At 27.4% G+C, this 25,617-nt stretch carries 30 protein-coding genes; 14 read left to right on the forward strand and 16 right to left on the reverse strand.

Annotation, left to right across the window (positions count from 1 at the left end; translation table 11 throughout):
• Positions 1–4 precede the first annotated feature (4 nt).
• From CRV02_RS12305 to CRV02_RS12325, 5 genes are all read left to right on the forward strand, one after another.
• Positions 5–1,945: a methyl-accepting chemotaxis protein gene (locus tag CRV02_RS12305; RefSeq protein WP_129090566.1), complete on the forward strand. Its 1,941-nt coding sequence runs from the start codon at positions 5–7 to the stop codon at positions 1,943–1,945.
• Positions 1,946–2,102: 157 nt separating this feature from the next.
• Positions 2,103–2,687: a redoxin domain-containing protein gene (locus CRV02_RS12310; RefSeq protein ID WP_129090567.1), complete on the forward strand. Its 585-nt coding sequence runs from the start codon at positions 2,103–2,105 to the stop codon at positions 2,685–2,687.
• 9 nt (positions 2,688–2,696) lie between these two features.
• On the forward strand, positions 2,697–4,055 hold the full coding sequence (locus tag CRV02_RS12315; protein WP_129090568.1) for an aldehyde dehydrogenase: 1,359 nt from the start codon (positions 2,697–2,699) through the stop codon (positions 4,053–4,055).
• Positions 4,052–4,813 (forward strand): oxidoreductase, encoded by a 762-nt coding sequence (locus tag CRV02_RS12320; protein WP_129090569.1) that lies wholly within the window; start codon positions 4,052–4,054, stop codon positions 4,811–4,813. The genes CRV02_RS12315 and CRV02_RS12320 overlap by 4 nt, the downstream gene beginning before the upstream one ends.
• A gap of 2 nt (positions 4,814–4,815) precedes the next feature.
• Positions 4,816–5,145, forward strand: a complete 330-nt coding sequence (locus CRV02_RS12325; RefSeq protein WP_258239302.1) for a helix-turn-helix domain-containing protein — start codon at positions 4,816–4,818, stop codon at positions 5,143–5,145.
• Between the two features lie 142 nt (positions 5,146–5,287).
• On the opposite strand, the gene CRV02_RS12330 is transcribed toward CRV02_RS12325, so the two are convergent.
• From CRV02_RS12330 to CRV02_RS12365, 8 genes are all read right to left on the reverse strand, one after another.
• Complete coding sequence (locus tag CRV02_RS12330) at positions 5,288–5,821, reverse strand: NADPH-dependent FMN reductase (RefSeq protein WP_129090571.1); 534 nt, start codon at positions 5,819–5,821, stop codon at positions 5,288–5,290.
• A 36-nt stretch (positions 5,822–5,857) separates the two neighbouring features.
• On the reverse strand, positions 5,858–6,391 hold the full coding sequence (locus CRV02_RS12335; protein ID WP_129090572.1) for a ricin-type beta-trefoil lectin domain protein: 534 nt from the start codon (positions 6,389–6,391) through the stop codon (positions 5,858–5,860).
• Complete coding sequence (locus tag CRV02_RS12340; protein WP_129090573.1) at positions 6,392–7,102, reverse strand: pirin family protein; 711 nt, start codon at positions 7,100–7,102, stop codon at positions 6,392–6,394. It lies immediately after the preceding gene.
• A gap of 136 nt (positions 7,103–7,238) precedes the next feature.
• Positions 7,239–7,808: a YceI family protein gene (locus CRV02_RS12345; protein ID WP_129090574.1), complete on the reverse strand. Its 570-nt coding sequence runs from the start codon at positions 7,806–7,808 to the stop codon at positions 7,239–7,241.
• A 15-nt stretch (positions 7,809–7,823) separates the two neighbouring features.
• Positions 7,824–8,234 (reverse strand): adenine-specific methyltransferase EcoRI family protein, encoded by a 411-nt coding sequence (locus CRV02_RS12350; RefSeq protein WP_258239303.1) that lies wholly within the window; start codon positions 8,232–8,234, stop codon positions 7,824–7,826.
• A gap of 347 nt (positions 8,235–8,581) precedes the next feature.
• Complete coding sequence (locus CRV02_RS12355) at positions 8,582–10,066, reverse strand: competence protein CoiA (protein ID WP_129090575.1); 1,485 nt, start codon at positions 10,064–10,066, stop codon at positions 8,582–8,584.
• Between the two features lie 17 nt (positions 10,067–10,083).
• Positions 10,084–10,368 carry a hypothetical protein gene (locus tag CRV02_RS12360; protein WP_129090576.1) on the reverse strand — a complete coding sequence of 95 codons (285 nt, stop codon included), beginning with the start codon at positions 10,366–10,368 and terminating at the stop codon, positions 10,084–10,086.
• A 234-nt stretch (positions 10,369–10,602) separates the two neighbouring features.
• Positions 10,603–10,908, reverse strand: a complete 306-nt coding sequence (locus tag CRV02_RS12365) for a hypothetical protein (RefSeq protein ID WP_129090577.1) — start codon at positions 10,906–10,908, stop codon at positions 10,603–10,605.
• A 95-nt stretch (positions 10,909–11,003) separates the two neighbouring features.
• Between CRV02_RS12365 and CRV02_RS12370 the strand changes: the two genes are divergently transcribed.
• On the forward strand, positions 11,004–11,258 hold the full coding sequence (locus CRV02_RS12370; protein ID WP_129090578.1) for a helix-turn-helix domain-containing protein: 255 nt from the start codon (positions 11,004–11,006) through the stop codon (positions 11,256–11,258).
• Positions 11,259–11,276: 18 nt separating this feature from the next.
• On the opposite strand, the gene CRV02_RS12375 is transcribed toward CRV02_RS12370, so the two are convergent.
• Positions 11,277–11,585 carry a hypothetical protein gene (locus CRV02_RS12375; RefSeq protein WP_129090579.1) on the reverse strand — a complete coding sequence of 103 codons (309 nt, stop codon included), beginning with the start codon at positions 11,583–11,585 and terminating at the stop codon, positions 11,277–11,279.
• Between the two features lie 212 nt (positions 11,586–11,797).
• Between CRV02_RS12375 and CRV02_RS14860 the strand changes: the two genes are divergently transcribed.
• Together CRV02_RS14860 and CRV02_RS12380 are read left to right on the forward strand one after the other, a co-directional pair.
• Entirely contained in the window at positions 11,798–11,974 is a 177-nt protein-coding gene (locus tag CRV02_RS14860) for a hypothetical protein (protein ID WP_164969000.1), read from the forward strand.
• Between the two features lie 13 nt (positions 11,975–11,987).
• A complete protein-coding gene (locus CRV02_RS12380; RefSeq protein WP_129090580.1) occupies positions 11,988–12,185 on the forward strand; it encodes a hypothetical protein in 198 nt (65 codons plus the stop codon).
• A gap of 7 nt (positions 12,186–12,192) precedes the next feature.
• Here CRV02_RS12380 and CRV02_RS12385 read toward each other — a convergent pair whose 3' ends face one another.
• A complete protein-coding gene (locus tag CRV02_RS12385) occupies positions 12,193–12,501 on the reverse strand; it encodes a monooxygenase (protein WP_129090581.1) in 309 nt (102 codons plus the stop codon).
• A 65-nt stretch (positions 12,502–12,566) separates the two neighbouring features.
• Here CRV02_RS12385 and CRV02_RS12390 point away from each other — a divergent pair, with 65 nt between their 5' ends.
• The 3 genes from CRV02_RS12390 to CRV02_RS12400 all read left to right on the forward strand — a co-directional run bounded on the left by CRV02_RS12390 (position 12,567) and on the right by CRV02_RS12400 (position 14,855).
• Positions 12,567–12,992, forward strand: coding sequence for a MarR family winged helix-turn-helix transcriptional regulator (locus CRV02_RS12390; protein WP_129090582.1), 426 nt, complete (start codon positions 12,567–12,569; stop codon positions 12,990–12,992).
• A 74-nt stretch (positions 12,993–13,066) separates the two neighbouring features.
• Complete coding sequence (locus CRV02_RS12395; RefSeq protein WP_258239304.1) at positions 13,067–13,963, forward strand: uroporphyrinogen-III synthase; 897 nt, start codon at positions 13,067–13,069, stop codon at positions 13,961–13,963.
• Positions 13,956–14,855: a DMT family transporter gene (locus CRV02_RS12400; protein WP_258239305.1), complete on the forward strand. Its 900-nt coding sequence runs from the start codon at positions 13,956–13,958 to the stop codon at positions 14,853–14,855. Before CRV02_RS12395 ends, CRV02_RS12400 begins: the two co-directional genes overlap by 8 nt.
• Here CRV02_RS12400 and CRV02_RS12405 read toward each other — a convergent pair.
• The 6 genes from CRV02_RS12405 to CRV02_RS12430 are packed head-to-tail and all read right to left on the reverse strand — an operon-like array spanning position 14,852 to position 21,904.
• Positions 14,852–16,123 carry a glucose-6-phosphate isomerase gene (locus CRV02_RS12405; RefSeq protein WP_129090583.1) on the reverse strand — a complete coding sequence of 424 codons (1,272 nt, stop codon included), beginning with the start codon at positions 16,121–16,123 and terminating at the stop codon, positions 14,852–14,854. The genes CRV02_RS12400 and CRV02_RS12405 overlap by 4 nt on opposite strands.
• 49 nt (positions 16,124–16,172) lie before the next feature.
• Positions 16,173–17,006 (reverse strand): UTP--glucose-1-phosphate uridylyltransferase GalU, encoded by an 834-nt coding sequence (galU, locus tag CRV02_RS12410; protein ID WP_129084407.1) that lies wholly within the window; start codon positions 17,004–17,006, stop codon positions 16,173–16,175.
• 14 nt (positions 17,007–17,020) lie between these two features.
• Positions 17,021–18,745, reverse strand: coding sequence for a sugar phosphorylase (locus CRV02_RS12415; RefSeq protein WP_129090584.1), 1,725 nt, complete (start codon positions 18,743–18,745; stop codon positions 17,021–17,023).
• On the reverse strand, positions 18,745–19,956 hold the full coding sequence (locus CRV02_RS12420) for a glycosyl transferase (RefSeq protein WP_129090585.1): 1,212 nt from the start codon (positions 19,954–19,956) through the stop codon (positions 18,745–18,747). The genes CRV02_RS12415 and CRV02_RS12420 overlap by 1 nt, the downstream gene beginning before the upstream one ends.
• Positions 19,956–21,116: a glycerate kinase gene (locus tag CRV02_RS12425; protein ID WP_129090586.1), complete on the reverse strand. Its 1,161-nt coding sequence runs from the start codon at positions 21,114–21,116 to the stop codon at positions 19,956–19,958. The genes CRV02_RS12420 and CRV02_RS12425 overlap by 1 nt, the downstream gene beginning before the upstream one ends.
• A complete protein-coding gene (locus CRV02_RS12430; RefSeq protein WP_129090587.1) occupies positions 21,098–21,904 on the reverse strand; it encodes a mannosyl-3-phosphoglycerate phosphatase in 807 nt (268 codons plus the stop codon). The genes CRV02_RS12425 and CRV02_RS12430 overlap by 19 nt, the downstream gene beginning before the upstream one ends.
• A gap of 205 nt (positions 21,905–22,109) precedes the next feature.
• Between CRV02_RS12430 and CRV02_RS12435 the strand changes: the two genes are divergently transcribed.
• The 3 genes from CRV02_RS12435 to CRV02_RS12445 all read left to right on the forward strand — a co-directional run bounded on the left by CRV02_RS12435 (position 22,110) and on the right by CRV02_RS12445 (position 25,616).
• On the forward strand, positions 22,110–22,526 hold the full coding sequence (locus tag CRV02_RS12435) for a hypothetical protein (RefSeq protein WP_164968628.1): 417 nt from the start codon (positions 22,110–22,112) through the stop codon (positions 22,524–22,526).
• A gap of 76 nt (positions 22,527–22,602) precedes the next feature.
• The gene (locus tag CRV02_RS12440) at positions 22,603–25,263 is read left to right on the forward strand and encodes a diguanylate cyclase domain-containing protein (RefSeq protein WP_164969001.1); all 2,661 of its coding nucleotides are present in this window, start codon (positions 22,603–22,605) and stop codon (positions 25,261–25,263) included.
• Positions 25,264–25,316: 53 nt separating this feature from the next.
• Positions 25,317–25,616, forward strand: coding sequence for a hypothetical protein (locus CRV02_RS12445; protein WP_129084400.1), 300 nt, complete (start codon positions 25,317–25,319; stop codon positions 25,614–25,616).
• The last annotated feature ends 1 nt before the right edge of the window (position 25,617 follow it).

The following is a 25,617-nucleotide window of genomic DNA, read 5'->3' on the forward strand; positions in this document are numbered from 1 at the left end:
TTATGTGAAAAATATTAATTTTAAATGGAAAATTCTAACTATTGTTTTTGTAACTATTATTTTGACTGCTATAGTTATTGCTACTGAAGCTATTTGGAATATTAAAACGTTGACAGAGAATAATATTTCACTTTATAGAAAAGATGCATATATTAAGAAGGAAAAAGAATTACAAAACTATGTATCTATGGTAAAAGAGACATTAAAAGTCTTTCATCATAATACATTAAATAAAGATGAACATGAAATAGAAAAAATAAAACAAAAAGCATTGAAAACAATTTCAAAAATTCAATATGGAAAACATGGTTTTTTTTGGGTAACAGATAGAAATGATGTTTTTTTAATGCATGCAACAATAAAAGAGTTATTAGGTAAAAGTCTTTTTAATCTTAGAGATCCACATGGTAATCAGGTTTTTAAAAATGTGATACAAAATGCAAAAAGTAATCCTAAAGGAGCAACATTACGTTTTGATTGGGAAATACCTGATGAAAAAAATAAAAATAAAACAATTATAGTTGAGAAAGTCACTTACGTTATGCACTTTGCTCCATGGAATTGGAATATAGGAACAGTAATTCATACACAAGATATTGAAGATACGATTATCTCAATGAAAAACAGAGTTGATAATAAAATTAATAGTATTATTTATTCTATAATAATATCTACTCTAATTTTTGCAATCATTTTTTTTATTATAATTTCTTTATTTTCTTCTCATTATATTGTAAAACCTATTTTAAACTTTCAAGAAGATCTTATTCATTTCTTTAAGTTCCTTAATAAAGAAGAGTCTAAAATAAAGTATTTAAGTATTAATAGTAAAGATGAAATAGGATGTATGTCAACAATAGTTAATGATAATATCATAAAAACTAAAATATTTTTAGAAGAAGAAGAAAATGTAATAAAGAACATCATAAGTGTATTAGAATTATTTCAATATGGGGACTTAGGACAAAGAGTAAGTATAAAAAGTACAAATTCGTCTTTAAATAAATTAATTAATCTACTTAATAATATGGCCAATAACATGGAAAATAATATAAACAAAATTCTTAATATTCTCTCTGAATATTCTGATTATAAATATACAAATCATGTTGATACAACTAACTATCAAAAACACTTTTTATTATTAGCAAATGGTGTTAATTCTTTAGGTAATTCTATTATCGAGATGCTTTCTAATAACAAACAAAATGGTGAGACTCTACTTAATAGCTCTAATGAATTATTGCTAAATGTTAATAAACTAAGCAGTTCATCAAATGAAGCGGCAGTATCGCTAGAAGAGACATCAGCATCTTTAGAAGAAATTACAGCTAATATCTCAAGTAATACTCAAAATGTTCTTAAGATGGCTGACTATGCAACTGATGTTACGGAATCTGTTAAAATTGGACATAGTTTAGCAAATAAAACTACAAATTCAATGGAAGAAATTAATGGGAAAGTAAGTGCAATTAATGATGCAATTACAGTAATTGACCAAATTGCTTTCCAAACAAATATTCTATCTCTAAATGCAGCAGTAGAAGCAGCAACAGCAGGTGAAGCAGGAAAAGGTTTTGCTGTTGTAGCACAAGAAGTACGAAATCTTGCAAATAGAAGTGCAGACGCAGCAAAAGAAATTAAATTATTAGTTGAATCAGCAACAGAAAAAGCAAATAATGGAAAAGATATCTCAGATAAAATGATCAAAGGATATGAGTCATTAAATGAAAAAATTTCTAAAACAATAGATTTAATTTCAGATGTTAAAGAAGGAAGTAAAGAGCAACAATATGGAATTGAACAAATTAATAACGCTGTTACTCTTTTAGATAGACAAACACAACAAAATGCATCTATTGCTTCTACCTCTAAAGATATTGCAATTAATACTAAGATCTTAGCAAAAAATGTTGTTGAGGATGTAAACTCTAAATCTTTCTAAATGTATAAAGACAATAGTTTATAAATTATTGTCTTTATTTTATTTTTTTTTCTTATTGTAAATAAATGTTGTAATTAGGCAATATTTTTGTAATTTTATGTATTTAAAAGCACTCCCTATAATAGTATAATGTAATAAAATCATATAAAGGCACTTGATGATTACAAAGAAAGAGTATTTAAAACTAAAAGCAGTTGATATTCTAAATGAAAAAATAGAACGAAAAATTACACCTATTGGTGAACTATTACCAAAGCATACAGTAGAAACCTTTAATGGTGATAGTATTAATATTAATTTAATGTATAAAGATAAACCTTTACTTCTAATATTTATGAGAGCTTCATGGTGTCCCTATTGTAGAGGATATATGGAAATGTTAGATGGTATGGGTGAATACTTTAAATCATTAGGTTGTAATATCGCAGTAGTTTCAAGAGAAGAACCAGAAGAATCAACATTTAGTTCAGAACATGTAACACTTATATCCGATACTACCAACAGCTTTGGTAAAAAACTCAATATGACATACTTTGCAACTGATGAGATTACTAAAATATACGAAACATTAGGTATAAAAGAAAGAGTTGAAGGATATTGGGATACAAGTGAATTGAATGTTCCAGCAACATTAATTGTTGATACAGATGGAAGGATTATCTACAAACATGCAAAAAGAGACTATACGCAAAGAGCTTTTGGTTCGGATATTATAAATGAATTAAAAAGAGTAAATAACTGAGGGGCTACAATGGAAAATAAACTAAACTCATACAATCCTGAAACATTTGAACTTTTAGGAAGTGTTGATATTACAAATACAAATGAAATAGATAAGATAGTAGAAAAATCTAAACAAGCTCAGACTAAATGGGCAAAGTTAAGTGTTGATGAAAGAATAAGTTATTTACAAAAAGCAGGAGAAGTTTTAAATAGAAGAAGTCAGGAACTTGCAAAACTTTTAAGTCAAGAAATGGGAAAAGATTTTAATCGTGCAACTGGAGAAGTTATTGGTTGTGCTAATGATATTATATACAAAGCAAATGAAGTAAAAAATGCCATAAAAACACAAGTATTTGATAGACATGGTGTAAAAACTGAACTTCAATATAATGCATTAGGAGTTTGTGCTGTTATTTCTCCATGGAATTATCCAATGGCTATGGCACACTGGGTTATTATTCCAGCATTAGTTGCAGGGAATAGTGTTGTTTATAAACCATCTGAAGAAACACCACTTATTGCAAAAGAATATGTAGAAATTTTTCAAAGTGTTTTACCTAAAGATGTACTTCAAGTAGTATTTGGAGCAGAAGATCAAGGAAAAGCCTTAGTAAAATCTAATGTAAATCTTATAACTTTTACAGGCTCAAAAGATGTTGGTAAAAATATTATGAAAAATGCTTCGGATGGATTAAAAAGACTTATTTTAGAACTTGGAGGAAAAGACCCTTTAATAGTACTTAATGATGCGAATATTGATAGAGCTGCAAGATTTGCAGTTGCAAGTTCGTTTGAAAATGCTGGACAAATGTGTACATCAAGTGAAAGAATATACGTATCAAAAGAGATTGAAGAACAATTTATACAAAGAGTTATAACCTATGCAAAAAATTATCAAGTTGGTTCATGGAATCACCCTGATACAGATATAGGACCTATTATAAATGAAAATCAAAGAACCATTATAAGAAAACATATAAAAGATGCAATTGAAAAAGGAGCTACTCATCACTTAGGGGATATAAATAGAAATGATAGTTTTATAGAACCTACAGTCCTCAGTAATGTTAAAGATGATATGTTAGTTTTTAAAGAGGAAACATTTGGTCCTGTTGTAGCAATTAGTTCATTTGAAACAATTAATGAAGTAATAAAAAGAGCAAACTCAAGTGACTATGCTCTTGGGGCTTCTATATTTGGAAGAAAGGATGTAGATATAGTTGCAACAGAACTTGATGCAGGGATGCTTGGAATAAATCAAGGAAATGGTTCTATTGGAGATACACCATGGGTTGGAGCTAAACAAAGTGGTTTTGGATATCATGGATCTGCTGATGGTCATAGGCAATTTACCCAGCCAAAAGTAGTAACGAGGAGAAATAGATGAATAAATTTTTTGTAGTAGCAAAAGAACCGGGAAGTATAAGAAATGATCTTCCAACCTGGGCGAGTAGCATAGATAACCCTATAGAACTGAATGAAAATCATCTTCAAAAGATTCAAAGAGTTGATATTGATGAACTTCCAGGAGGATTTCAACTTCTAAATGTTTTAAGTAATGAAGAGTGTGATTCTTTGATAAAAGAAACAGAAAATCTAAACTATACAGAAGACGCAGCTGTTTCTCTTCCCAGAGATGTAAGACATAATAATAACCTAGTATGGGTAATAGATGATAAAACTCATAATATTATTTGGGATAGAGTAAAAAATTTTATTTTCGATAAAGATAATATTTTTGAAGGTAAAAAAGCTTTAGGGATAAATAAAAGATTTAGGTTTTATAAATATGGAAAAGGTGATTTTTTTAAGCTACATATAGATGGAGCTTGGCCAGGAAGTGCAGTAATTAATAATAAACTAATAATGGATGCATACCCTGACAGATTTTCTCAGATGACCTTTTTAGTTTTATTAAGTGAAGATTTTGAAGGTGGAGCTACACAATTTTTAATAGATAAAGATAATCCACAACTTCCTGCAAAAACTGTTCATAATGGAAAAACTATAGATATAAGAACACCAAAGGGAGGAGTTTTATGCTTTCCTCATGGACTTCATTACTTACATTGTTTACATAGCTCTGAAAAAATTTTATCAGGAATAAAATATATCATTAGAACTGATTTACTATTTGAGAAATAATTGTGAACTTAGAAACTAAAAAAGAACAAATAAATATTATACAAAACATTTTTAATGATAAATGGAAAATTAAAATTATTTGCTCTCTTTTAAATAAAGAAAGAAGACTTAAAGATTTAAATAAAGGAATTAACAATATAACTCAAAAAACACTTATTGTAAAACTTAAAGAATTAGAAAAAAAAGGTCTTGTAGAAAAAAGATATTTTCCAGAAGTACCACCAAAAGTAGTTTATTCAGTTACACCAGTTGGGAAAAAATTAAAACCTATTATTTTTAGTATGTTAACATGGGTAGATAAGTATAAAATTAACTTTATTAGTAAAATATAAGTTATAATGACGTTCTTTTAAACAGTAACTATTTTTGAAAAGCTATTAACCCTATTTCAACCATGGAGGAGAGTTGACTATCAACTCCCCATTATAATTAGTTTCTTATTTAACTAAACCTTTTAATAAAATATATAATACTTTATTCTTTGATTTTCATTATAAAGTTATCAATATGACGTTTTAATCTCTTAACAACTTTCTCATCAGTAATTTTACCATCCATATCTAATACATTATCAACTCCTGAAATCATCATTTCATGAGTCATATGAATATTAGAAAGTGTAGAGTCAAAAACTAATTTTAAATGAGCCTGTGCTCTTGCCCCTCCAACAGGGCTTTGTCCTTGAGTAATAATAGTTACTGGCTTATCTTTTAATACAGAATTAAATGCAGGTCTTGATATCCAATCAATAGCATTTTTTAGAACTGCTGGAATACTATGATTATATTCAGGACTACACACAATAATACCATCTACATTTTCAACAAGTGAAAAAAGTTCTAAAACAATCTCAGGTCTTTGCTTATCTAAATCTTCTGAATAAAAAGGTAGTTCATCTAGTTTTGGAATTATCATTTCAAACTCTGGATAAAAACGCTTAATCTCTTTTAGTATGTAAATACTTCTACTATTTTTATGAAAGCTACCTGATAGCAATACTAATTTCATTCTTTTCCTTTTAAATAATTTTATAAATACTTCTATCTAAAAAGTGATATTAAAATACCACGTAGACCTTTTTGTATTAGTTTTTGAACATTCTCTCATATATAATGTTCTCCATGAATGTACAGGAGAAAAAGTTCGTGATGATTCTTCTCCCATTTCAAGACACTTGTTAGAGTTTTTATGTTTTATCTTTTTTAGTTTTGTATATTCAAAAGCTTGCATAAATTTTGCATTAACAAAAGGAGTGTCTTCATTACATTCTTTTAAAACTAAAGAGGTATAGTCTAATACATAACTATTTACTCCTGCAATAGTTGCACAAAGGTTTAATACAGGAGAATAAATTGTACCATCTTTTCTAAAAATAAATGCTTCGTCGGCATATAGTCCTGGCTTACAATTATGTCCCATTAAAGGCATATCTGGACGCATATGTTTGCCTGAACCTAATATATCTAAACAATATCCATCATCAGGTCTATCCAAAGAATCAATTAGTTTAATTTGATATGGTTTCTCTGATGCTTCTAAAGTAATTATGAATAAAAATATAATTAAAACACTTTTCATTTAACGTTCTTTTTCTATTGGCATTTCTATAAATAAAAAGTGAGATTGACATAAAGCTTTAACATTAAATTTTGATTCTTCCGTTATCTCTATTGCATCTGCTTCATTCAACTCAACTCCATTGATACTAGAACTACCCTCAATTTGTATAAAATAAATTTGTCTATCTTTTGGAATATTCACATTAATCTCTTTATTAGAATCTAATTGTGATACAAAGATTTTAATATCTTGATGAACTTTAATTACTGCATCACCACTTTGAGAAGAAACAATATTTAAAAGCTTATTTGTTCTTTCTTCTTCTTTAAATCTATGAGAACCATAAATTGGTTTTGTATTTTCTTTTGGTGGGATTATCCAAATTTGTAAAAACCTTAATTTTTCATCTGCTTCATTCATCTCGGAGTGAGTAATCCCTGTACCTGCACTCATATATTGAACTTCACCTCTTGTCAATGTCTCTTTATTTCCCATTGAGTCTTGATGTGTTAATTCACCATTAACAACATAAGAAATAATCTCCATATTCTTATGGGGATGAGTTCCAAATCCTTCTCGAGCATCTACTAAATCATCATTTAGTACTCTTAATACACCAAAGTTCATATTATTGAAGTTTCTGTATTCAGCAAAACTAAAATGAAATCTACTTTTTAACCATCCTAAGTTTGATAGGAACATATTTTTTGCGTCTAATTTTTTTAACATCTTGTATCCTTTATATTTAGTTTTAAAAATCACAAAGGAAATAACTTTATTTCATTTGTGATTTCTAATAACTTTAAGAGTATGAATTATCTAATTAAAGGGGAAGCTAAATATAATTCATACTCTATTGATTTAATTATTTTGCTAAAATACCTTGAAGTACAATATTTAATTTTACTTTTTCACCAACTACAACACCACCAGCTTCTAATGCTTTATTCCAGTTAAGCCCGAAGTCTTTTCTATTAACTTTACCATTTAACTCAATTCCAGCTCTTTTATTTCCCCAAGGGTCTGTAACTGTTCCGTTATTTTCATAATCTAATTCAACTTTTTTAGAAACACCTCTCATAGTTAATACTCCATATGCTGTGTCACCTTTTACTTTATCTAATTCAAAAGTTAATGTTGGGTGGTTAGCTGCATCAAAAAAGTCTGCCGATTTTAAGTGTCCATCTCTTTTTTCATTTTCTGTATTAATTGAATTAACTTCTACTTTTCCAGATAGTGCTTTTAACGTGTTAGTTTCTTCATCATATTTAAATGTCCCAGAGAACTTGTCAAACTTACCAGAAACATTAGAAATCATTAAGTGTTTTACTTTAAAATTTACACCTGAGTGAGAAGTGTCTACATTATAAGTTCCTGCAAATAATGCACCTGAAGCTAAAATTGAAGCTAATCCTAATTTAATTAATTTTGTCATTTTTTTCCTTTTCATTTAATTATTACTAGTTAGTAGTATTTGTTTTAAAAAAAGCTTACTGAGATTTGTGAAGCTTTCTTGTAAATATTTCCAAATATCTTCATCATTTAAAGTATTATCTAATTTATTTGGTATATTTTCAACAACTAAGATTAATCCTTTGTCATCTTCACTTGTATGCATAACAGACTTTGAATAAGAAATGCATACTAATTTTTTTAATTTCAAGTTGTTAAAATTTTTTATAAAATATTTTGCAAAAGCTGACTCATAAGGATCATCACAATTACATAATATTTTTTTCCCATTTAACTGAGATTTATAATGAATAACTTCTTTTTCTATTGTTTTATAATCTGTATACCATTCATCCGTATTATTACTATATTTGGCTTTATTTAAAATAGAATTTCCTATTCTCTTCACTAATTACCTTTTTGAGATATTTGTGTAATCATAACTCTCTCCTTTAATACATCCGTATAATATCAATAAATTTTTTATAAATACAAAATATATTGCATTTTGAAATATTAAATTTTTAAATTTAAGTTTTAATTTATGATTCTTTGTTATTGATATTAGATAGATGTTCACTTTTCTTTTAGTAAATATTAAGATTATATGGTATTTTGCCATAATTTAACTACAATATTGTTTTTATTAAACAGATCTTATATCTTTTAATTGAAAAGGCAAGTGACTTTAATTAAATAGATTTTAATAACTAGTTATTTTTATAAATCAACGTAAGTTTAACTTCAAATTTAGAACTATATTAATACTTCATTTAACTCATATCTTTTAAACCCATATAAATATTCTCCTTTTATTATTAGTTCATTATATTTAGCTTTAGATATAACAGGATAACCTTCAATATTTTGAATATGCCATCTAGGGTTTTTTGTAGCTTTAATTTTTTCTTTTGCCATTATAAAATGAGTATGATTTTCAACACTTACATAATCATCAATTGATATTTCATCTATTAAACTCATTGGATAATCTTTTAAACTAAGTCGTAAATTAGTTATAAGCCAATCTAAAAAAATTAATCTATTAGTTTTCATACCATCTATATATTTAAAAGAATCACTACATCTATAAATTTGATAAAAAGGATTAAAAGAACTACTATATCCTAATTCATTGGATAGAAGTATATACTCAATACCTAATTTATTACAATATTTATAAATAGCTTCATAGTTTTTCATATCATCGATCATTATAAGCAGTTTTACAGAGTTTTTTGTTAAATATACATGACTTTGTATTTCTTTTGTATGGTTTTTATTAATACTAGCTTCCCAACCTTCATCTATAGCTATATTTTTAATTATAGATTTAAACTTTTCTACACTAGTTATTTCACTCATATCTTCAATATTAAGTTCTTTAGGACTTTTTTCTATACAATATTTAAAGCTAAAATTTTTTAGTATAAATCCTTTTAAATAATTTCCTTTTATTATTTGAATATAATCACTTTCTCTTCTTTCAATGGTATTAGAATATCCACACCAGTTTTGATTTAAAATCATCTTAAAATCATTAATAACTGCACTTTTATCTACATAATAATATAAATCATCTTTGTCATATAAAAATAAGTCTTTATTATTTTCTATATCAATATCTTGATCTATAGATAACTTTAAATTTTTAAGTATAAAACTAAATAAATCTGAATTATTAATTCTAAACTCATATATATCATTTAGAAGTTTTTCATCTACACTATACATCTTTATTAGAGGATTTTCGTAATTAAAATGAGTATAAGTATATGTTCTATTATTAAATAGATTTAACCAAATTACATAAATACCATTATCATTATATTTTTTTGATCTATAAAGCATTTGTTCTAAACTTTGAGAAGTTACTTGTATTTCAAATGCAATATTAATATCATCCATTTGTAAGTAGACATCAGGTCTAATTGTATATTCATCAAATGATAATTGTTTTTCTATTTCTACTTTATAATTATTGTCAAGTAATATTTCATACAATTCCTTTTTAAGTATCATATGTTTCATACTTTCCCCAGCATGAATACAATCACCTTTTCGATGGTGAGCAAAATATTGTAATCCTAAACTACTATTTTTCATTATTGCTTTAGCATTGCAACAAGACATATATAAATCAGATTTAAATTGTTTATCTTTTTTAAGATTATTCCATTGTGATGAATCAATTTGAAAACTAAGATATTCCTGATTTTCTTTTATAGCTTTAAAACCCATTTAATAACTTCTTTTTATTAATTAAACTCATTATAATCCATACTAAATATTTTGGTATTTCCATTTATAGGTTTCAAATATGATTCCATAATGATTTCAAAATCAATTGATGATGAAATTATATTATTTATTATTATCTCATCTTCAAAAAATATAGTAAATGGACATTTTAGTTTATCTAATATTGTTAATTTAAATTCATTCTCTAAACTTACATATAAACGAATTTTATTATTAACTATAAATTCAAAATCTTCAGTAGATTCAATTAATCTATTCAGTTTTATATTTTCTACTCTCAAGGTTCTCTTTGATAACAAGTTATTCCTTAATTTTATAAATTTAATAACTTATTATGACATATATTTTTAAATTATAAAAGTTATTACTTAAAACAATTAATCAAATAGTTTATCACCTCTATTTTTTTAAGCATATAATTTGGGGTACTTCATCAGCTCTATACTTTTTTAAACCACATAATAATACGTAAATTATATGCTTAATTTTAATAGATTGACTAATATAAAATCCCTTTAACTCAACAATTTTCTTTCAAACCATTTTACTTTATCTTCAAAGTTTTTTATACTAGCTGACATATCATTTAATGAGTTCATTAGGCTATCTTTATTTATCTTCTCATCTTCTATGTTTACTTCTATACCACTACTAATAGTAGAAATAATACAAAGCTCACTTCTTAATTCTTTTATTAAGTTTTTTGTCAACTCTTCTTTATGAGAACTTATCTCATAAACTTTTTGTCTTAAATACCTTAATTGTCTAAAAAGTTCTACTATAAGAACTAAGGCTATAAGCATAATTACGATTTCTAACATATGTTTACCTTTTTAAAAGTATTTAACTTTATATATAAAGTTGCTACTAAAATCCTAACAATATATAATTTAAAAACTTCTTATGTAGAGGCAAAATGAAAGAAATAAAAAATTTAGATGAAGATTATATTCAAAATTTATATATCAAAATTGGTCAAAATGTTAAAAGAATAAGAAAAGAAAAAAAAGTTTCTCAACTAAGTCTTGCTCATGCTATTGGACACAAATCAGTAACTGTTATTTCATGTTGTGAGATTTGTCACAAAAATTATCACTTTAATATTGAACATCTTGCAAAAATTGCTTATGTTTTAGAAGTAAATATAAATGAGTTTTTTAAAGACATTTAGTTTCTAATTTAAATAATATTATTTATTAACTAACTTCCTTTCAAAAGTTTTTATCTTTTTTTCAAACTCACTATTATTTTTCACTATATCATTTAGTGATTTAACTAATATTTTCTCATTTAGTTTTTTATACTCCAAGTTTGTTTCAATTCCACTACTTATAGTTGATGTAAGATAAAGATTATCTCTAGACTCCTTGATTAATTTTTTTACAACTTCTTCCTTTTGTCTATCAAAGCTATTTAGTCTATAGGTTAAAGAAAAAGTTTGTTTTAAAACAACTATCAGAACAAATATATTTACTGTAATACTTAAAAGTTCAAGCAAAACTTATATCCTTTAGTAGTATCTTAATCATTTTCTGCGATAATAAGTTGATTATTTTATGGAAACAGATACATTAAAATGACAATTTTCAATAACTATCTTTTCCAATAAATCAATATATTTTATTGACAAATAGAAATTATTCCTTTTATTTTTATAATTATAGTAAATATTTTCTATTTTGTCAAGATATTAGATAGGAATTTCTTAAAATGACAAAAAAAGATCTTGCAGAAAGAATAAATGTTGATCCCAAGACACTAAAAAATTGGGAAACTTCTAAGCCAGAGTTATTAAAGCTCATTTATCTTGGACTTGCAACAGAAGATAATATTAAAGAAACAGAGTTGTATTTGAAAAAAATAAAAGAGATAAGAGATAGTAAATAATATAGGAGTTACTTTGAAGAATATTTTTATAGGAATTTTTATTGCTGTAGTTGCAGGAATAATATTAGAATTTATTTTCCCTGATAAAAGTATAAGTAATTCTCAAGTTATTAATAATCAACAAATAGTTAATCAATCAAATATTTCAACTGCAACTGGCAATAATTCACAATCAATTAGTATTTCAAATAATATTATTCAATCAAAATAAATATACTTTATTTCAAAAACCCAGCCTTTGAAAGCATACTTAACTCTTCATTTATATTAAATATTTTTGAGTTGATATTATCATATCCAAAAGATTGTAGTCTTTTTGTATGTTTATCTAAATATCTATTTGCATCTTCAAGATTATTAAATACATAAATACCTCCTGCTTCTTTAGTCTCTTCATTTTCAGTCCAAATTTTAAACTCTAAGCCCTCTTCTGTAGCAATATCTTTTGCTAGGTCAGCCATAGCTTCGCTCATTTCTTTGCCAAAAGGTCCATTGTGAGGAAAATCGATTTGTAATAAATATTTCATTTGTAATTCCTAAATTTTTTCGATATAATAACCAAAAATAATAAATTTTGTCAACTAGGTTTACAATGTCAATATGCTTTTTATCACTTGAAACAAGTAAAGTCTTTAATCAACTTATTCTAAAACATATAGAAGAAGTGGGGTATGAAGGTATTTCTATGTCAAGTTTACTTATCTTTCCATACTTGCAAAAAAGCGATAAACAGTCAATATCAACTCTTGCAAAAGAGCTTAACCAATCAAGACAAGCTACCCACAAAAGTATAAAAAAGCTTAAAGAATTAGACTACATAAAACTAGTACAAGAGAAAAACAAAAAAGAGATAAACATCTCTTTGACAAAAAAAGGAAATGCTTTATTAGAAGAAGCAAATAGTTTTATAGAAAAACTACAATCACAGCTGACAAAAATAGTTGGGAAAAAAGAGTTAGAGCAATTTATTGAAAATCAGAATATTATTTTTGATTATTTAAATTCAAAGTTAGACTAAAATACCATGTGTTTAAGAGTATCTTAATCTGAAAAAACATATATTACATTTAGTGTGTAGGAGTAAAATTGATTATGAAAATTAAAAAGCTAATTGATTCATTAGACTTAATATATTATGAATATGATCCAAAAACAAATATAATCAAACCAGACAATAAATACTGCAATCAACACACCCAAAGAGAATTTACAAAAATCACATTTTATTTATCAAAAAAACACATTCAATTTGATGTTTTACCTGATAAAGCTATCATAGTAAACGGGAAAAATTCAATCATGTCAAGAATAAAAAGAGCATATAACTCTATCGCTGAAGATATAAAAAATAGTAGAAAAAACATTTTCGTACTTAGCAACAAAAAAGTAAAGTGGGCTAAAAATATCCCTCTATTTGAAATCAAATTTATTAAAAAAGATATAGACTTAGAAAAGTATGATGCCTTAATCTTCACTTCTAAAAATGCAATTGAGTCTATAAACTCATTTAACAAATCATGGAAAAAGATTCCTGCATATGTGATTTCACCACAAAGTGCAAAGCTTGTTAGAAACCTAAATGGTAGATTAGAGTTTGTAGGAAAAGAAAAACACGGTGATAAATTTGCCGAAGAGATAGCAGAAGATTTAAAAGACAAAAAGGTTCTATACCTAAGAGGTGAAAAAACTGTTTCAAGACTTGTTGATATTTTAAAAGAACAAGGTATCAACTGTGATGAAGAGTCTATTTATGAAAACAATTTTAAAAAGATAGATAAAAAAGTAAACTTTCCAAAAGGTTCAAAGATAATCTTCTCTTCACCTTCGACTATTGAATACTTTTTCAAAAACTTTGAATGGGATAATACTTTTTATGCTATTTCTATTGGACAGACAACTGCAAAACACTTTCCAAAAAATATAAAACCACTTATTGCAGATGATACTTCAATAGAAGCTTGTGTGCAAAAAGCCATCGAAGTTGAATAATCCAGTTCTACAAGGTCACTTCTATATACTTTTAGCCACCATTTTAATTGGTGGCTCTTTTATAGCTGTTGAAAACTTAGCAGGACTTATCGACCCTTTTTCACTTATTTTACTTAGATTTTTAGTGTCGGCTATTATCTTAGCTCCTTTTGTTTTAGTAAGTAAAAAAAATAGAGCAATGATAATACCTAGTTTAGGAAGAGGAGCTATCTTAAGCTCTTTTTATGCAGGGTTCTTTGTCTTGCAACTTATAGCACTAGAGACGACAACAGCTTTAAATACAGGGGCTTTATACACCCTAACGCCTTTATTAACAGCACTTCTTAGTATCTTTTTCTTTAAAGACAAAATTAGTTTAAGACAATATCTTATTTTCTTTGTAGCTGCTATTAGTACTTGTGGTGTTATTTTTAAAGGTAGTTTAGATTTACTTCTATCTTTTTCTTTAAACAATGGTGACCTAGTATTTTTTGCAAGTATGTTTTTGATGGCATTTTATTCAATCTTTTTAAAGACACTTCAAAGGAATGAAAAACCTATAGTAATGGTATTTTCTATTTTACTTGGTGGTTCATTTTGGATGGCTATTATTTTACTTATATTTGACATACCTTTAAACTGGCACTTAGTAAAAGGAGAGTTTGCTATAAATATTGCTTACTTAATAGTTATGACAACACTATTTACTCTATACCTTTACCAAAAAGCAACAACAGTTTTAAACCCAAAAATTATCATGTCATATACTTATATCAACCCTGCAGTAGTTGCTATTTTAGTATCAGTTTTAAGTGATGTAAACCTTGGGTTTAAAGTTTGGTTTTTTATTGTAATCTCTTGTATGGTAACTGTGCTACTTCAATATATACTTCACAAAGAGAAGAAAATCTAAGCTTCCTCTTCAAACTTTTGAACTAGCTTTTGTTTTCCAAACTCTACTCCTGGTTGGTTATAAACATTTATCATAAGCATTTGTCCAACACTTGAAGTTAGAAGTTCATAGTAAGCTATAAGTATTCCTATATTTTCAGCTGAGATTCTATCTAAAAATATCATATCAGCTGGAATCTCATTTTCTAAGATTGTCTCATAGGTTGCATTACACTCTTCATTTAGCAGTTCATTAAAAGAGTGATTGTTTATGTAGTCTGTTTTTTCTAGGTATTTTAGTTTAATATCTGGGATTTTGGCTCTTTTTTTAAAGTCCTCTACTTTTATAACTGTTACAGTTTTATCTTTTGGACCTTGCAAAATAAGCTGTAAAAAAGAGTGTTGGTCAACTGAACCCACAAGATGTACAGGTGTTAGCCCTACACTATTTCCTAGCATATCATGTTTACCTAAAGACTCACCCCAAAGTTGCACATACCATTGATTAAAATATGTAAATAAAGATGAGTAAGAAAACAAAACATTGATAGGATACTTCTTTGCAAGTTTAGAATAAAAGTAGGCTTTTTTTAATATTTTTTTCTCTTTAAATTCAAAGAAAGAGTCTATTAAACCTTTTGCTCCATCTAAAAGCTCTTTTACATCAATTCCAACTAAAGATAAAGGTACAATTCCAACAGCAGAAAGAACAGAGAATCTACCGCCTACGTTTTTAGGAATATTAAATTGCTTTATAGAATAATCATTTGCAAGTTTAGACAAAGAAGAGTTTTTATCGGTAATAAAAGCAAATCTATTTGCATCTTTTTTTAGTGATAAATCAAACTTGTACTTCTCAATAATATACTTGAAAATAGAAGTTGTCTCAATAGTAGTTCCAGATTTTGAGATGATTAAAAATAGAGTATTTTCTTTTTTGATTTTTTGTAGAGTTTCACCAATAATTATTGGGTCAACATTTTCAAGAAAGTGTAGTTTTCTTTTGCTTTTGGTTTTGTATTTCAAAAACTCATAAACAGCTTTAGTCCCTAAACTAGAACCACCAATTCCAACTACAATGATATTTTTTATAGAATCCTTTTTTAAATAAGGATTCTCTTTTTGGTAAGTTTTGAGCTCTTTTATAGTTTTTAAACCATTTTTAGGAAGCTCATAGTAGCCTACTTTTTTAGACTCTTTCTCTTCTTTTAAAGCTTCAAAACTTTTTTTTAAAGTCTCTTTTCCTGCTTTAGAAATCTTTGGATAAAAATTCTGCTCAAAACTTACCATCTTTTTACCTTTATTTATATTTTAGTAAATAAAGGTTTTGAGAGTTAAACTATTTTTGCTTTTTCTCTAAATCATAAAAATAGTTAGTAGCCTCAACAAAACCATCTACACTACCACAATCAAATCTTTTTCCCTTGAATTTATATGCCATAACCATGCCATTTTTAGCTTGTGTACAAAGGGCATCAGTGATTTGTAGCTCACCATTTTTACCAGGCTTTGTATTTTTGATAATATCAAAGATATCAGGAGTTAATACATATCTTCCAATAACAGCTAGATTTGAAGGAGCTTTATCATTGTCTGGTTTTTCAACCATATTTGAAACCATAAATACACCATCTTCTATCTCATTTCCTTCGATAACTCCATACTTATGAACCTCATCTTGAGGAACTTCCATACAAGCTACGATACAACACTTGTATTTTTCATATAGTTTTACCATTTGAGCTAAGATTCCATCACCGTCTGGGTTTACACAAAGGTCATCTGCTAAGATTACTGCAAATGGGTCTTGCTCACCTAAAAGTGCATTTCCTTTGTAGATTGCATCACCCAGACCTTTCATCTCATTTTGTCTTGTGTATGTAAAAGTACACTTGTCAATGATATGTCTAATATCTGCAAGCATTTTCTCTTTTGATGAACCTTGAATCTGATGTTCTAACTCATATGAAATATCAAAGTGGTCAGTAATAGCTCTTTTACCTCGTCCTGTAATAATAGCCATAACATCACATCCAGCGTCCATTGCCTCTTCTACACCATATTGGATTAATGGTTTAGTTAAAATTGGTAACATCTCTTTTGGCATTGCTTTTGTTGCTGGTAAAAACCTAGTTCCATATCCTGCTGCTGGAAATAAACATTTTTTTATCACTATTTTTTCTCCTTTTATACATTTCCTTTAAGCCATACTATTTGATAAGGCTCAATATATATTTCTCTATTATCTTTTATTGTGACTGTAAAATTTGATGAAAGTATATCATATAAAGGCAATGATATATCTTCAGGAATAATACACTTAACCCTTTCATTTGAAAAGTTATGAATAGCTAAGACTCTTTGCTCACACTCTTTACAAGTTTGCTCTAGAGCAAAAAGCTTTGAACCTAAATCTAAAAATCTAAATGAACCAAAAGGGTCAAAGGCTTTTTCACTAATTCTAATAGAAATCAACCTTTTATAACTATCAAACATAGTCTTTACTGAACTTCCTTGTTTAGCAAGCTTTGTTTCAAGCCAATCAATATTTAGCTTTTCTCTATTTATAGTTCTGTTTTGACCACTATGTTTTACTCCATCATGGTAGTTTCTTGAACCTACAAGGGAGTGGAAATAAATCCCTGGAACACCTGGCATAACTAAAGCTGTTGCTTGAGCTACTAACATTCTTTTTAATCTTATATTACTATCTTCATCTGGGTGAGTTAGGGCATCTATATATGAGCAGTTTAACTCATATGGACTCTCAACTGCATTTTCATCCATTCTATAGGAAACTAGTCCTTTATGCTCCTTTACAGTTTCTACTAAGTTCTCAAGCTCTTCTTTACTTAAGATATCATGTACAGGTCGTAAGCCTATTCCATCATGACTTGCTGTAAAGTTAAAAAAGCAAACCTTATCACTAGGCAATGTTAAAGTCTTAGCCCAAGAGGTAAGTTTTTTAGTGTCTTGATTTAAAATTGAGTGAATTAGTAAAGGTGGTAGTGCAAAGTTATATACCATCTGTGCTTCATCATCTCCACTTCCAAAATATGAAACATTTTCATCATGGGGTACATTTGTTTCTGTGATTATTATAACTTCAGGGGCTACTTCATGTAAGACTTCTCTTATTAGTTGTATTAACTCATGGGTTTGAGGAAGATGTACGCAAGATGTTCCAAGCTCTTTCCAAATAAATGCAATGGCATCTAGTCTTATAATTCTTGCACCTTTTTCTATATAGTAAAAAAGTGAATCAAGAACATTTCTAAGTACCCTATGGCTTTTGTAGTTTAAATCAACTTGGTCTTTACTAAAGGTAGTCCAAATATTTTTTACTCTTCCGTTTGCATCAAGAAACTCACTTAAAAGAGGTGTTGACCTTGGTCTAACTACTTTTCTTAAATCAGCACTTGGGTCAACTTCTATAAAAAAGTCTTTGAAATACTCATCATTTTCCAAATAGGCTTTAAACCAATCAGAAAACTGTGACACATGATTTATAACTCCATCAACCATAAGTCTATAGTCAGCACTTATTTGCTCAATCTCTCTCCATGAACCCATATGAGGATCAACAGTATTATAGTTTACAACTGAAAAACCATCATCTGAAGAGTATGGATAAAAGGGCAAAATATGTATTGAGTTTATTATGCCTTTTAAATGTTTATCCATAAACTCTTTTAAGGTTTGAAGTGAAGGCTCACTCTCCCTTGTAACTTGGTTTCCATAGCTTATCAAGATAACATCTTTTTGGCTTAGTTTATACTCTTTTGAGTCAACCCTTGATTTATATTTGAATATTAAATCTATGATACTATTTACTGCTTTTTGGGCAATCTCAGGAGGATAAAGTCTATTTAGCCTTTTATTTATAGTATGTTCTGGATTTGAGATATGCATTATTTATTGTCTTCTTGTACTGAGAAATAAAACTTATCAGAGAAGTCTGGCAATACAGATCTAACAGTAATCCACGGTGGTAAAGATGGTACTCCCATTGGGTCTTCATAAAACTCTAAAGAGGCTTGTTTAATAGCATCTTGAAAAGCTTCAACGGCTTTTATCTCTTTTTCTCTATTGTATTGAAGAGCATTTATTTTACTTAGGGCATTGTATTTTGAGATTTCAAATCTTGATTCTTGAAAATATGTAGCAAGTAAGGTTTTAAATGAAGCTTCTGAAAACACAACTCCCTCTTGGGCTAAAACTCTAAATAAAGTTTTGGCTATATCATTTGCCATTTTGTATATTCCACCACCACTTGATTGACTTCCTAAGTCTTGATGTTTATGTTCATAGGTTTCCATAATCTCTGTTTGGCAGATTCTTTTATTTGAAGTATTTTTATAAACTTCACTTAAAGTAGAAACCTCTAAGCCCCAAGTTGGAGAAATACCAATACCTCTACCAAGTGACCTTATAAATGAAAATTCTCCTGAAAGTGAGTACCTAAAACTCTCCATATATTCTAAATACTTGTTACTTCCAAAAACTTTTACAAGGGAGTTTACTAAAGGAGTAAAAAGAAGTCTTGTAGCTCGGCCATGAAGTTTTGTTGTAACCCTAGAGTAAAAACCTTTATTAAACTCAAAGTCTAAAGCAGGGTGAACAATAGGATAAAAAAGTCTTGCGGGTATCTCTTTACTATAATTTACAATATCACAATCATGTAAAGCAAAGGCATATGCATCTTTATCTGTAAGTCCATATCCCATCATAGTCCAAACATTTCTTCCTTTTCCTGGGTCTTGAAGTCCAGGGAAGCCCTCTTCTTCTAGTTGTTTATATAGTTTTTGAATATTTGGTCCATCATTCCATAAAACATCGACCTTACAAGGAAGAACTGACATAAGCTCTTTTACCTCTTCAAACTGCTCTTTTGTAGCTTTGTCTAAACCTAAAATAATTTTATAAAGATATTTGACACTTTTTAATTCTTCAATAATCTTTGCCATCGCAGGAGTTTCAAACTCAGAGTAAAGTGCAGGTAAAAGCAATACCATTCTTCTTCTTTTGCTAAACTCTTCAAGTTCATTTTCAATACTTTCTAAACTTCTATTTCCTAAGTTTTGTAAAGTTGTTATTGCACCATTTTGAAAAAAATCTGCCATTATGCACCTCCATTTTTTAGTACAAAGATAAAATCCATCACATTTGTTCCAGTCTTTCCTATAGTAAAATCATATTTTAGTTTCTTAAAAAAACTATTACTATCACAATTTTCTAAATACTCTTGTGCATTTAATTCTAGTTTTTGGATTTTTTTATAGATTTTATTATCTAAAAAAGCTCCTGTTGAGTTACTATTTCCATCTATTCCATCGCTTCCTGCACAAAGAATAGTTGTTTTATCTTTTATTGCATCATTTATTAAAAGCTTTAGGGCTAGTTCTTGATTTCTTCCACCTACTCCATTTGCTTTTACTTCTGTAGTAGTTTCTCCACCAAAAAATAGAGCATAAGAATCAAACTTCTTATCATACTTTTCTATTGTCTCTTTTATAAACTGAGCTGCTTTACTTGTATCTTTATTTAAAACAGTAGTTACTATTTTTGCTTTTTTAACTTTAGCTTCAATACTTTTTTTCGCTTTTTGTAAAGCTATTTTATTACTTCCAATAATATAGTTAGCTACTTTTTCATTGTACATAAGACCTGAGCCAATAGCTGATAAGTCATTTCCAACAACATCACTAAGCACAAGATTCACACACTTTGCCTTTGTGTAGTTTGCTAGTTTTCCACCTTTGATTTGAGAAATAGATTTTCTAACAGAGTTTAAAGCCTTGATATCAACTCCACTTTTTAAAACAGCAGTTGAAACCTTTTCAAACTCTTGAAAGTTTAAACCATCAATTGGTTTTTCTATCATTGCGGAAGCACCACCTGAAAGTAAAAAAATCACCAAATCATCTTTTTGTAAAGATTGCATTTTTTCTATCATCTTTTGGGCAGCTTTAAAACTTTTTCTTGAAACTATTGGATGAGTAGATTGGAAGGTTTCTATGTAGTTTAATTTTTTATCTTCTAGGCAAATTGCTAAACCACCTGAGATTTTATCTTTTAAAATTTGCTCACACTCTTTTGCCATAAGATAAGAGGCTTTACCAACAGAAAAGACATATATGTTTTTATACCTTTCAAAACTATAACTTTTATCAACTATTTTAATACTCTCATCAAATAGTTTGATATTTTGACTTATCAAGGCTTTTGCTTTTACTTCATTTACACTTGTAAAATAAAGCTCTTTTAGTAGTTTTCTAGACATTTTGTAATCATCTCCTTAAAACCTTTTGCACCTTGGTGTGTTGATTTTAAAATCTCTTTGTTATTTGTTTCTACAAATAAACCTTTGTGATTTTTAATTGCAATTGGTAAATCAACAATTTCAAGCATAGGTAGGTCATTTTCTCCATCACCTAAAGCTATAGAAAAGAACTTTTCATTAAAGAGTTTTTCAAAAATCTCTATTGCTTTTTTTACAGCTTTCCCTTTATCTTGTTTAGCTCCTATTATATGATAAAACCTACCACCTTTTGTAAGAGTTAAACCATAAGCTAAAGCCTTTTGTTTTAAAGCTTCAATTTGATTTTCATCTTTTAGAATAAAAGGTTCTGTAAAATCTCTTTTTGAAGCAAGTTTTGCTTTTTCATATGATAAAGAAGTTAGTCCTTGAATTTCTTCTGTAGACATTGAAGAAAATCCACTAAGAGTGAACTCATTTTTATATTTATTATAAAACTCTAATATAAGAGTATAATCTTCACCAATCCTACAATAATAATATTTTTCATCGAAACTTTCTAAAAAAGAAAAATCTTTGTTTTTATACCCTTTTGGAATAAATATTGAAGCTCCATTTTCTACAATAAAAGGTTCGTTTATTCCTAATCGCTTATGCAACTCTTCAACTTCACTTCTAGTTTTACTAGTAGTAAAAATTATTGGGATATCACTTTTAACTAATCTAGATAAAGAGCTTAATGACTCTTTATAGGAATAATCATGGTGATTTAAAAATGTGCCATCTAAATCTGTAAATATAATTTTCTTCATAATAGTTTATTCTAACATCTTTTTTTTCAATATTTATTGTACAAATGAATAATTACTATCCAGTGACAAAAATAATTTTCAAAACAATTTTATCATTTTCGTGATTTTTGTGACAAAATTTTAAAATTTACTGTAATTTTAAACTTTAAAAAATTGATTTATGTTACAATAATAATTATATTTTAATTGTAGTATGAGGAAACAAATGAGTAAAGATATAACTATCAAGTTATCTAAAGAGATGGAAGAGTTCCTAACTGAAAAATCACAAGAAATTGAACTTCCACTTGAAGAGACTATTGAACAATTAATTAATGAACAAATAAACAGTAAAGTTATGTTTGAAGAAGGTTTTTATTACGACAAACTAAAAAATTGTCTTTTTGATAAAAATGGTAAAGCAATTCAGTTTACAAAACTTCAACATGGTCTATTTAACCTACTTCTACAAAATAAGAGTGAAATTATAGACTTTGAAACAATACATAAAGAAGTTTGGAAAAATAAAAAAATGTCAATATTTACTATGAGAAATATAGTAAAGAGAATTAGAGATTTAACTTATTATGGAATTATTGTAAATCATTCAAATAAAGGTTACTCTTTAGGGAAAACTTTTTAATAAGTTTTCATTATACTTTTCAACAAATAAAAAGTATCTTTTTGTTATAATTAAATAAAAAGAAATGTTATTAAACATGAATAATAATTTGAAGATACTTTTTACAGCCTTTATTCTGACAACAGTCACATTTGTGACGATTATCTTTTATTTGATAAATAACAAAGTTGAACAACAACTAGAATCAGAAAAAGAGATTTTAGATGTGACATATAAAACAATTATTGATTCTTATAAAACTAATGCAAATATCATCTACTTTAATAAGCTTGATACAAAAGAAGTTAAAGAAATAATATTTGATGCCTATGAAGCAAATGAAACTCAAAAAAACAGAATAAGAAAAAATCTGCACGAAGAACTTTTATATATGTATGAAAACATGCATAGTTTTAAAATCAAACAACTTCACTTTCATCTAAAAGACAATGAAAGCTTTTTAAGATTTCATCGTCCTGAAAAATTTGGAGATAGCCTTTCTAATATCAGAACAACTGTTATGTACACTAATAAAAATAGACAAGCTATTCAAGGTTTTGAAGAGGGAAGAGTTTTCAATGGCTATAGATTTGTTTATCCGCTTAGTTACAAAATGAAATATCTAGGAAGTGTAGAAATTTCAGTTTCTATGAATGCAATTATTAAATCTTTAAATAAAGAGTTAAAAGCAGATATTGACTTTATAATAAAAAAAGAGGTTGTAGATGCAAAAGTATTTAACTCAGAAATTTCTAACTATAGACTTTGTGAAACAAACAATGCTTACTACCATGAAAAATCAATAAGCAAAAAGAAAAATATCATTATAGAAGATATTACTGAAGACTATATAAATACAAATAAAGAAGAGTTCTTAGCAAAAAAAGATAGCAATAAGATATTTAACTTTACTTCAACATATGAAGACAAAAGATATATAACTACATATTTGCCTATTAAAAATGCCATCTCAAAAAAGAAAGTCGCATACTTAATAATAACAAGAGAACACCCTCACTTACAAAGTGCAATAAATAAATTTCAAACTTCATTAATGTTTTTTATTATATTAAACTCTTTATTCTTCTACTTTTTATTTAAATCTGAAAAGAGAAAAATACAACTAAAACACAAAGATGAAATACTTGATGAACTACAAGTTATGGGACACATTGGTTATTGGGAAAGAAACAATGTAAATAAGAAACTAACTTGGAGTGAAGAGTTATTTAAAATTCTTGAAGTAAAAGAAAATGAAATCACGCCTTCATATAAAAATTTTATGAAATTTATTCATAAAGAAGATTTTAAAAGAATAAATACAATCTATAAAAAATTCTTTAAAAATCTTCTTGACTATAAAGCTGAATTTAGAATTATAACAAATACAGGAAGAGTTATATTTGTAGAACAAGAAGCACACCACATACTTAATAAAGAAGGTAAAGCAATACGTTCAATTGGTACATTACGAGATGTAACTGAAATAAAGAAATTCCAAATTGAAGCGGAATATTCAAAAAAAGAGTTTGAGCTTTTAGTCTCAAATATTCCTGATATTGTTTATAAAAGAGAAATTGATAAAACCCAAACAATAACATATTTAAATAATAGTTTAAAAAATATTTTAGGCTATGAAAATGAGGATTTACTTTTTAATAGTAGAATTTCATTCAGCCAAATAATTCATGAAGATGACTTAAGACAAGTGGAGTATTCTTTAGAGAATCTAGCTAAAAGTGATATTACTAAAGCTATCACATTAAAGTATAGACTAAAACAAAAATCTGGAAACTCTATTTGGATAAGTGATAGATTTAAAATCATGAGAAAAGATAATAAAAAGTATCTTGAAGGGATTATTAGTGATATTAATTCACAAAAAAATGCCTATGACAAGCTATACAAATTTATCGATTTACAACAAAATATTGTAATCCTTACAGATGGAGAAAAACTTCAATTTGCAAATAAAAGTTTCTTTGAGTTTTTTAACTATAGAAATCTATCTCACTTTCTACAAGACTATAATTGTATTTGTGAACTATTCTTAGATGATAATAATTACTTTAATCTAACAAAAATAGAAAATCACAATGAGTGGGTTCAAGAACTGCAAAAGCTTCCTCAAACAAGTAGAATTGTAGCTATCAATGATAATAATGGAAGAAAAAAATCTTTTTCTGTGACTATTAATAGCTTTGAAAACTCACTATTTATAGTTAGCTTTACTGATATTACAGAAACAATTTTAATGAACCAAGAGTTACAACAAAAAACTATCCATGATAAACTAACAAATGCTTACAATAGAGAGTATTTTGAGCTTATTAATAAAAAGTTTATTTATGAATCAGACCAAAACCCAACTACAAGTTTTGCTTTATGTCTTGTGGATATAGACTTTTTCAAAAAAGTAAATGACACCTTTGGGCATGATGTTGGAGATATTACTTTAATAGATTTAGTAAAAGTTATTAACTCTTGTACAAGAAAAGAAGATATTTTAGTTAGATGGGGAGGAGAAGAGTTTATTTTACTTATGAAAAATGTTACAGATGAAACTCTTCAAAGTTCGCTAGAGCATATTAAAAGTGTAGTTATAAAACATGAGTTTGAGATAATTGGAAACTTAACTTGTAGTTTTGGAGCAACAATCTATAAAAAAGATGAAGATATAAAAGATACAATCAAAAGAGCTGATATAAATCTATACACAGCTAAGAAAACTGGGCGAAATAAAATAGTTATATCATAAGGGTTTAAGTAATATATACATACAATATTCCATAAATTATTTTAAGGACTTTTATGGAACCAAACTATGATAAGATCATTGTACTAATCATTGTATTTACAGCTTCGTTTATAACTTGGAAAATAATCAAGGATTTCTATAAACAACGTTTTCATATGATTTTTGCACACTTAATTGCTATCGTAACTTCTTCATTCATGTTACTTTCTACAATGTTTTTATTTATGCCTAAAAACTACCAAAGAGGTGCGGGTCCAGAAGTTGAGTTAAGTTTCAACTCTATTGCAATTGTATTTGTAATGGTGTTTGTAATTTTTATGCTGTTTAGTTATCTTCCAAATAGAAAAAAGTAAG

It is taken from the genome of Arcobacter sp. CECT 8989, from assembly GCF_004116715.1.
Taxonomy (GTDB): Bacteria; Campylobacterota; Campylobacteria; order Campylobacterales; family Arcobacteraceae; genus Halarcobacter.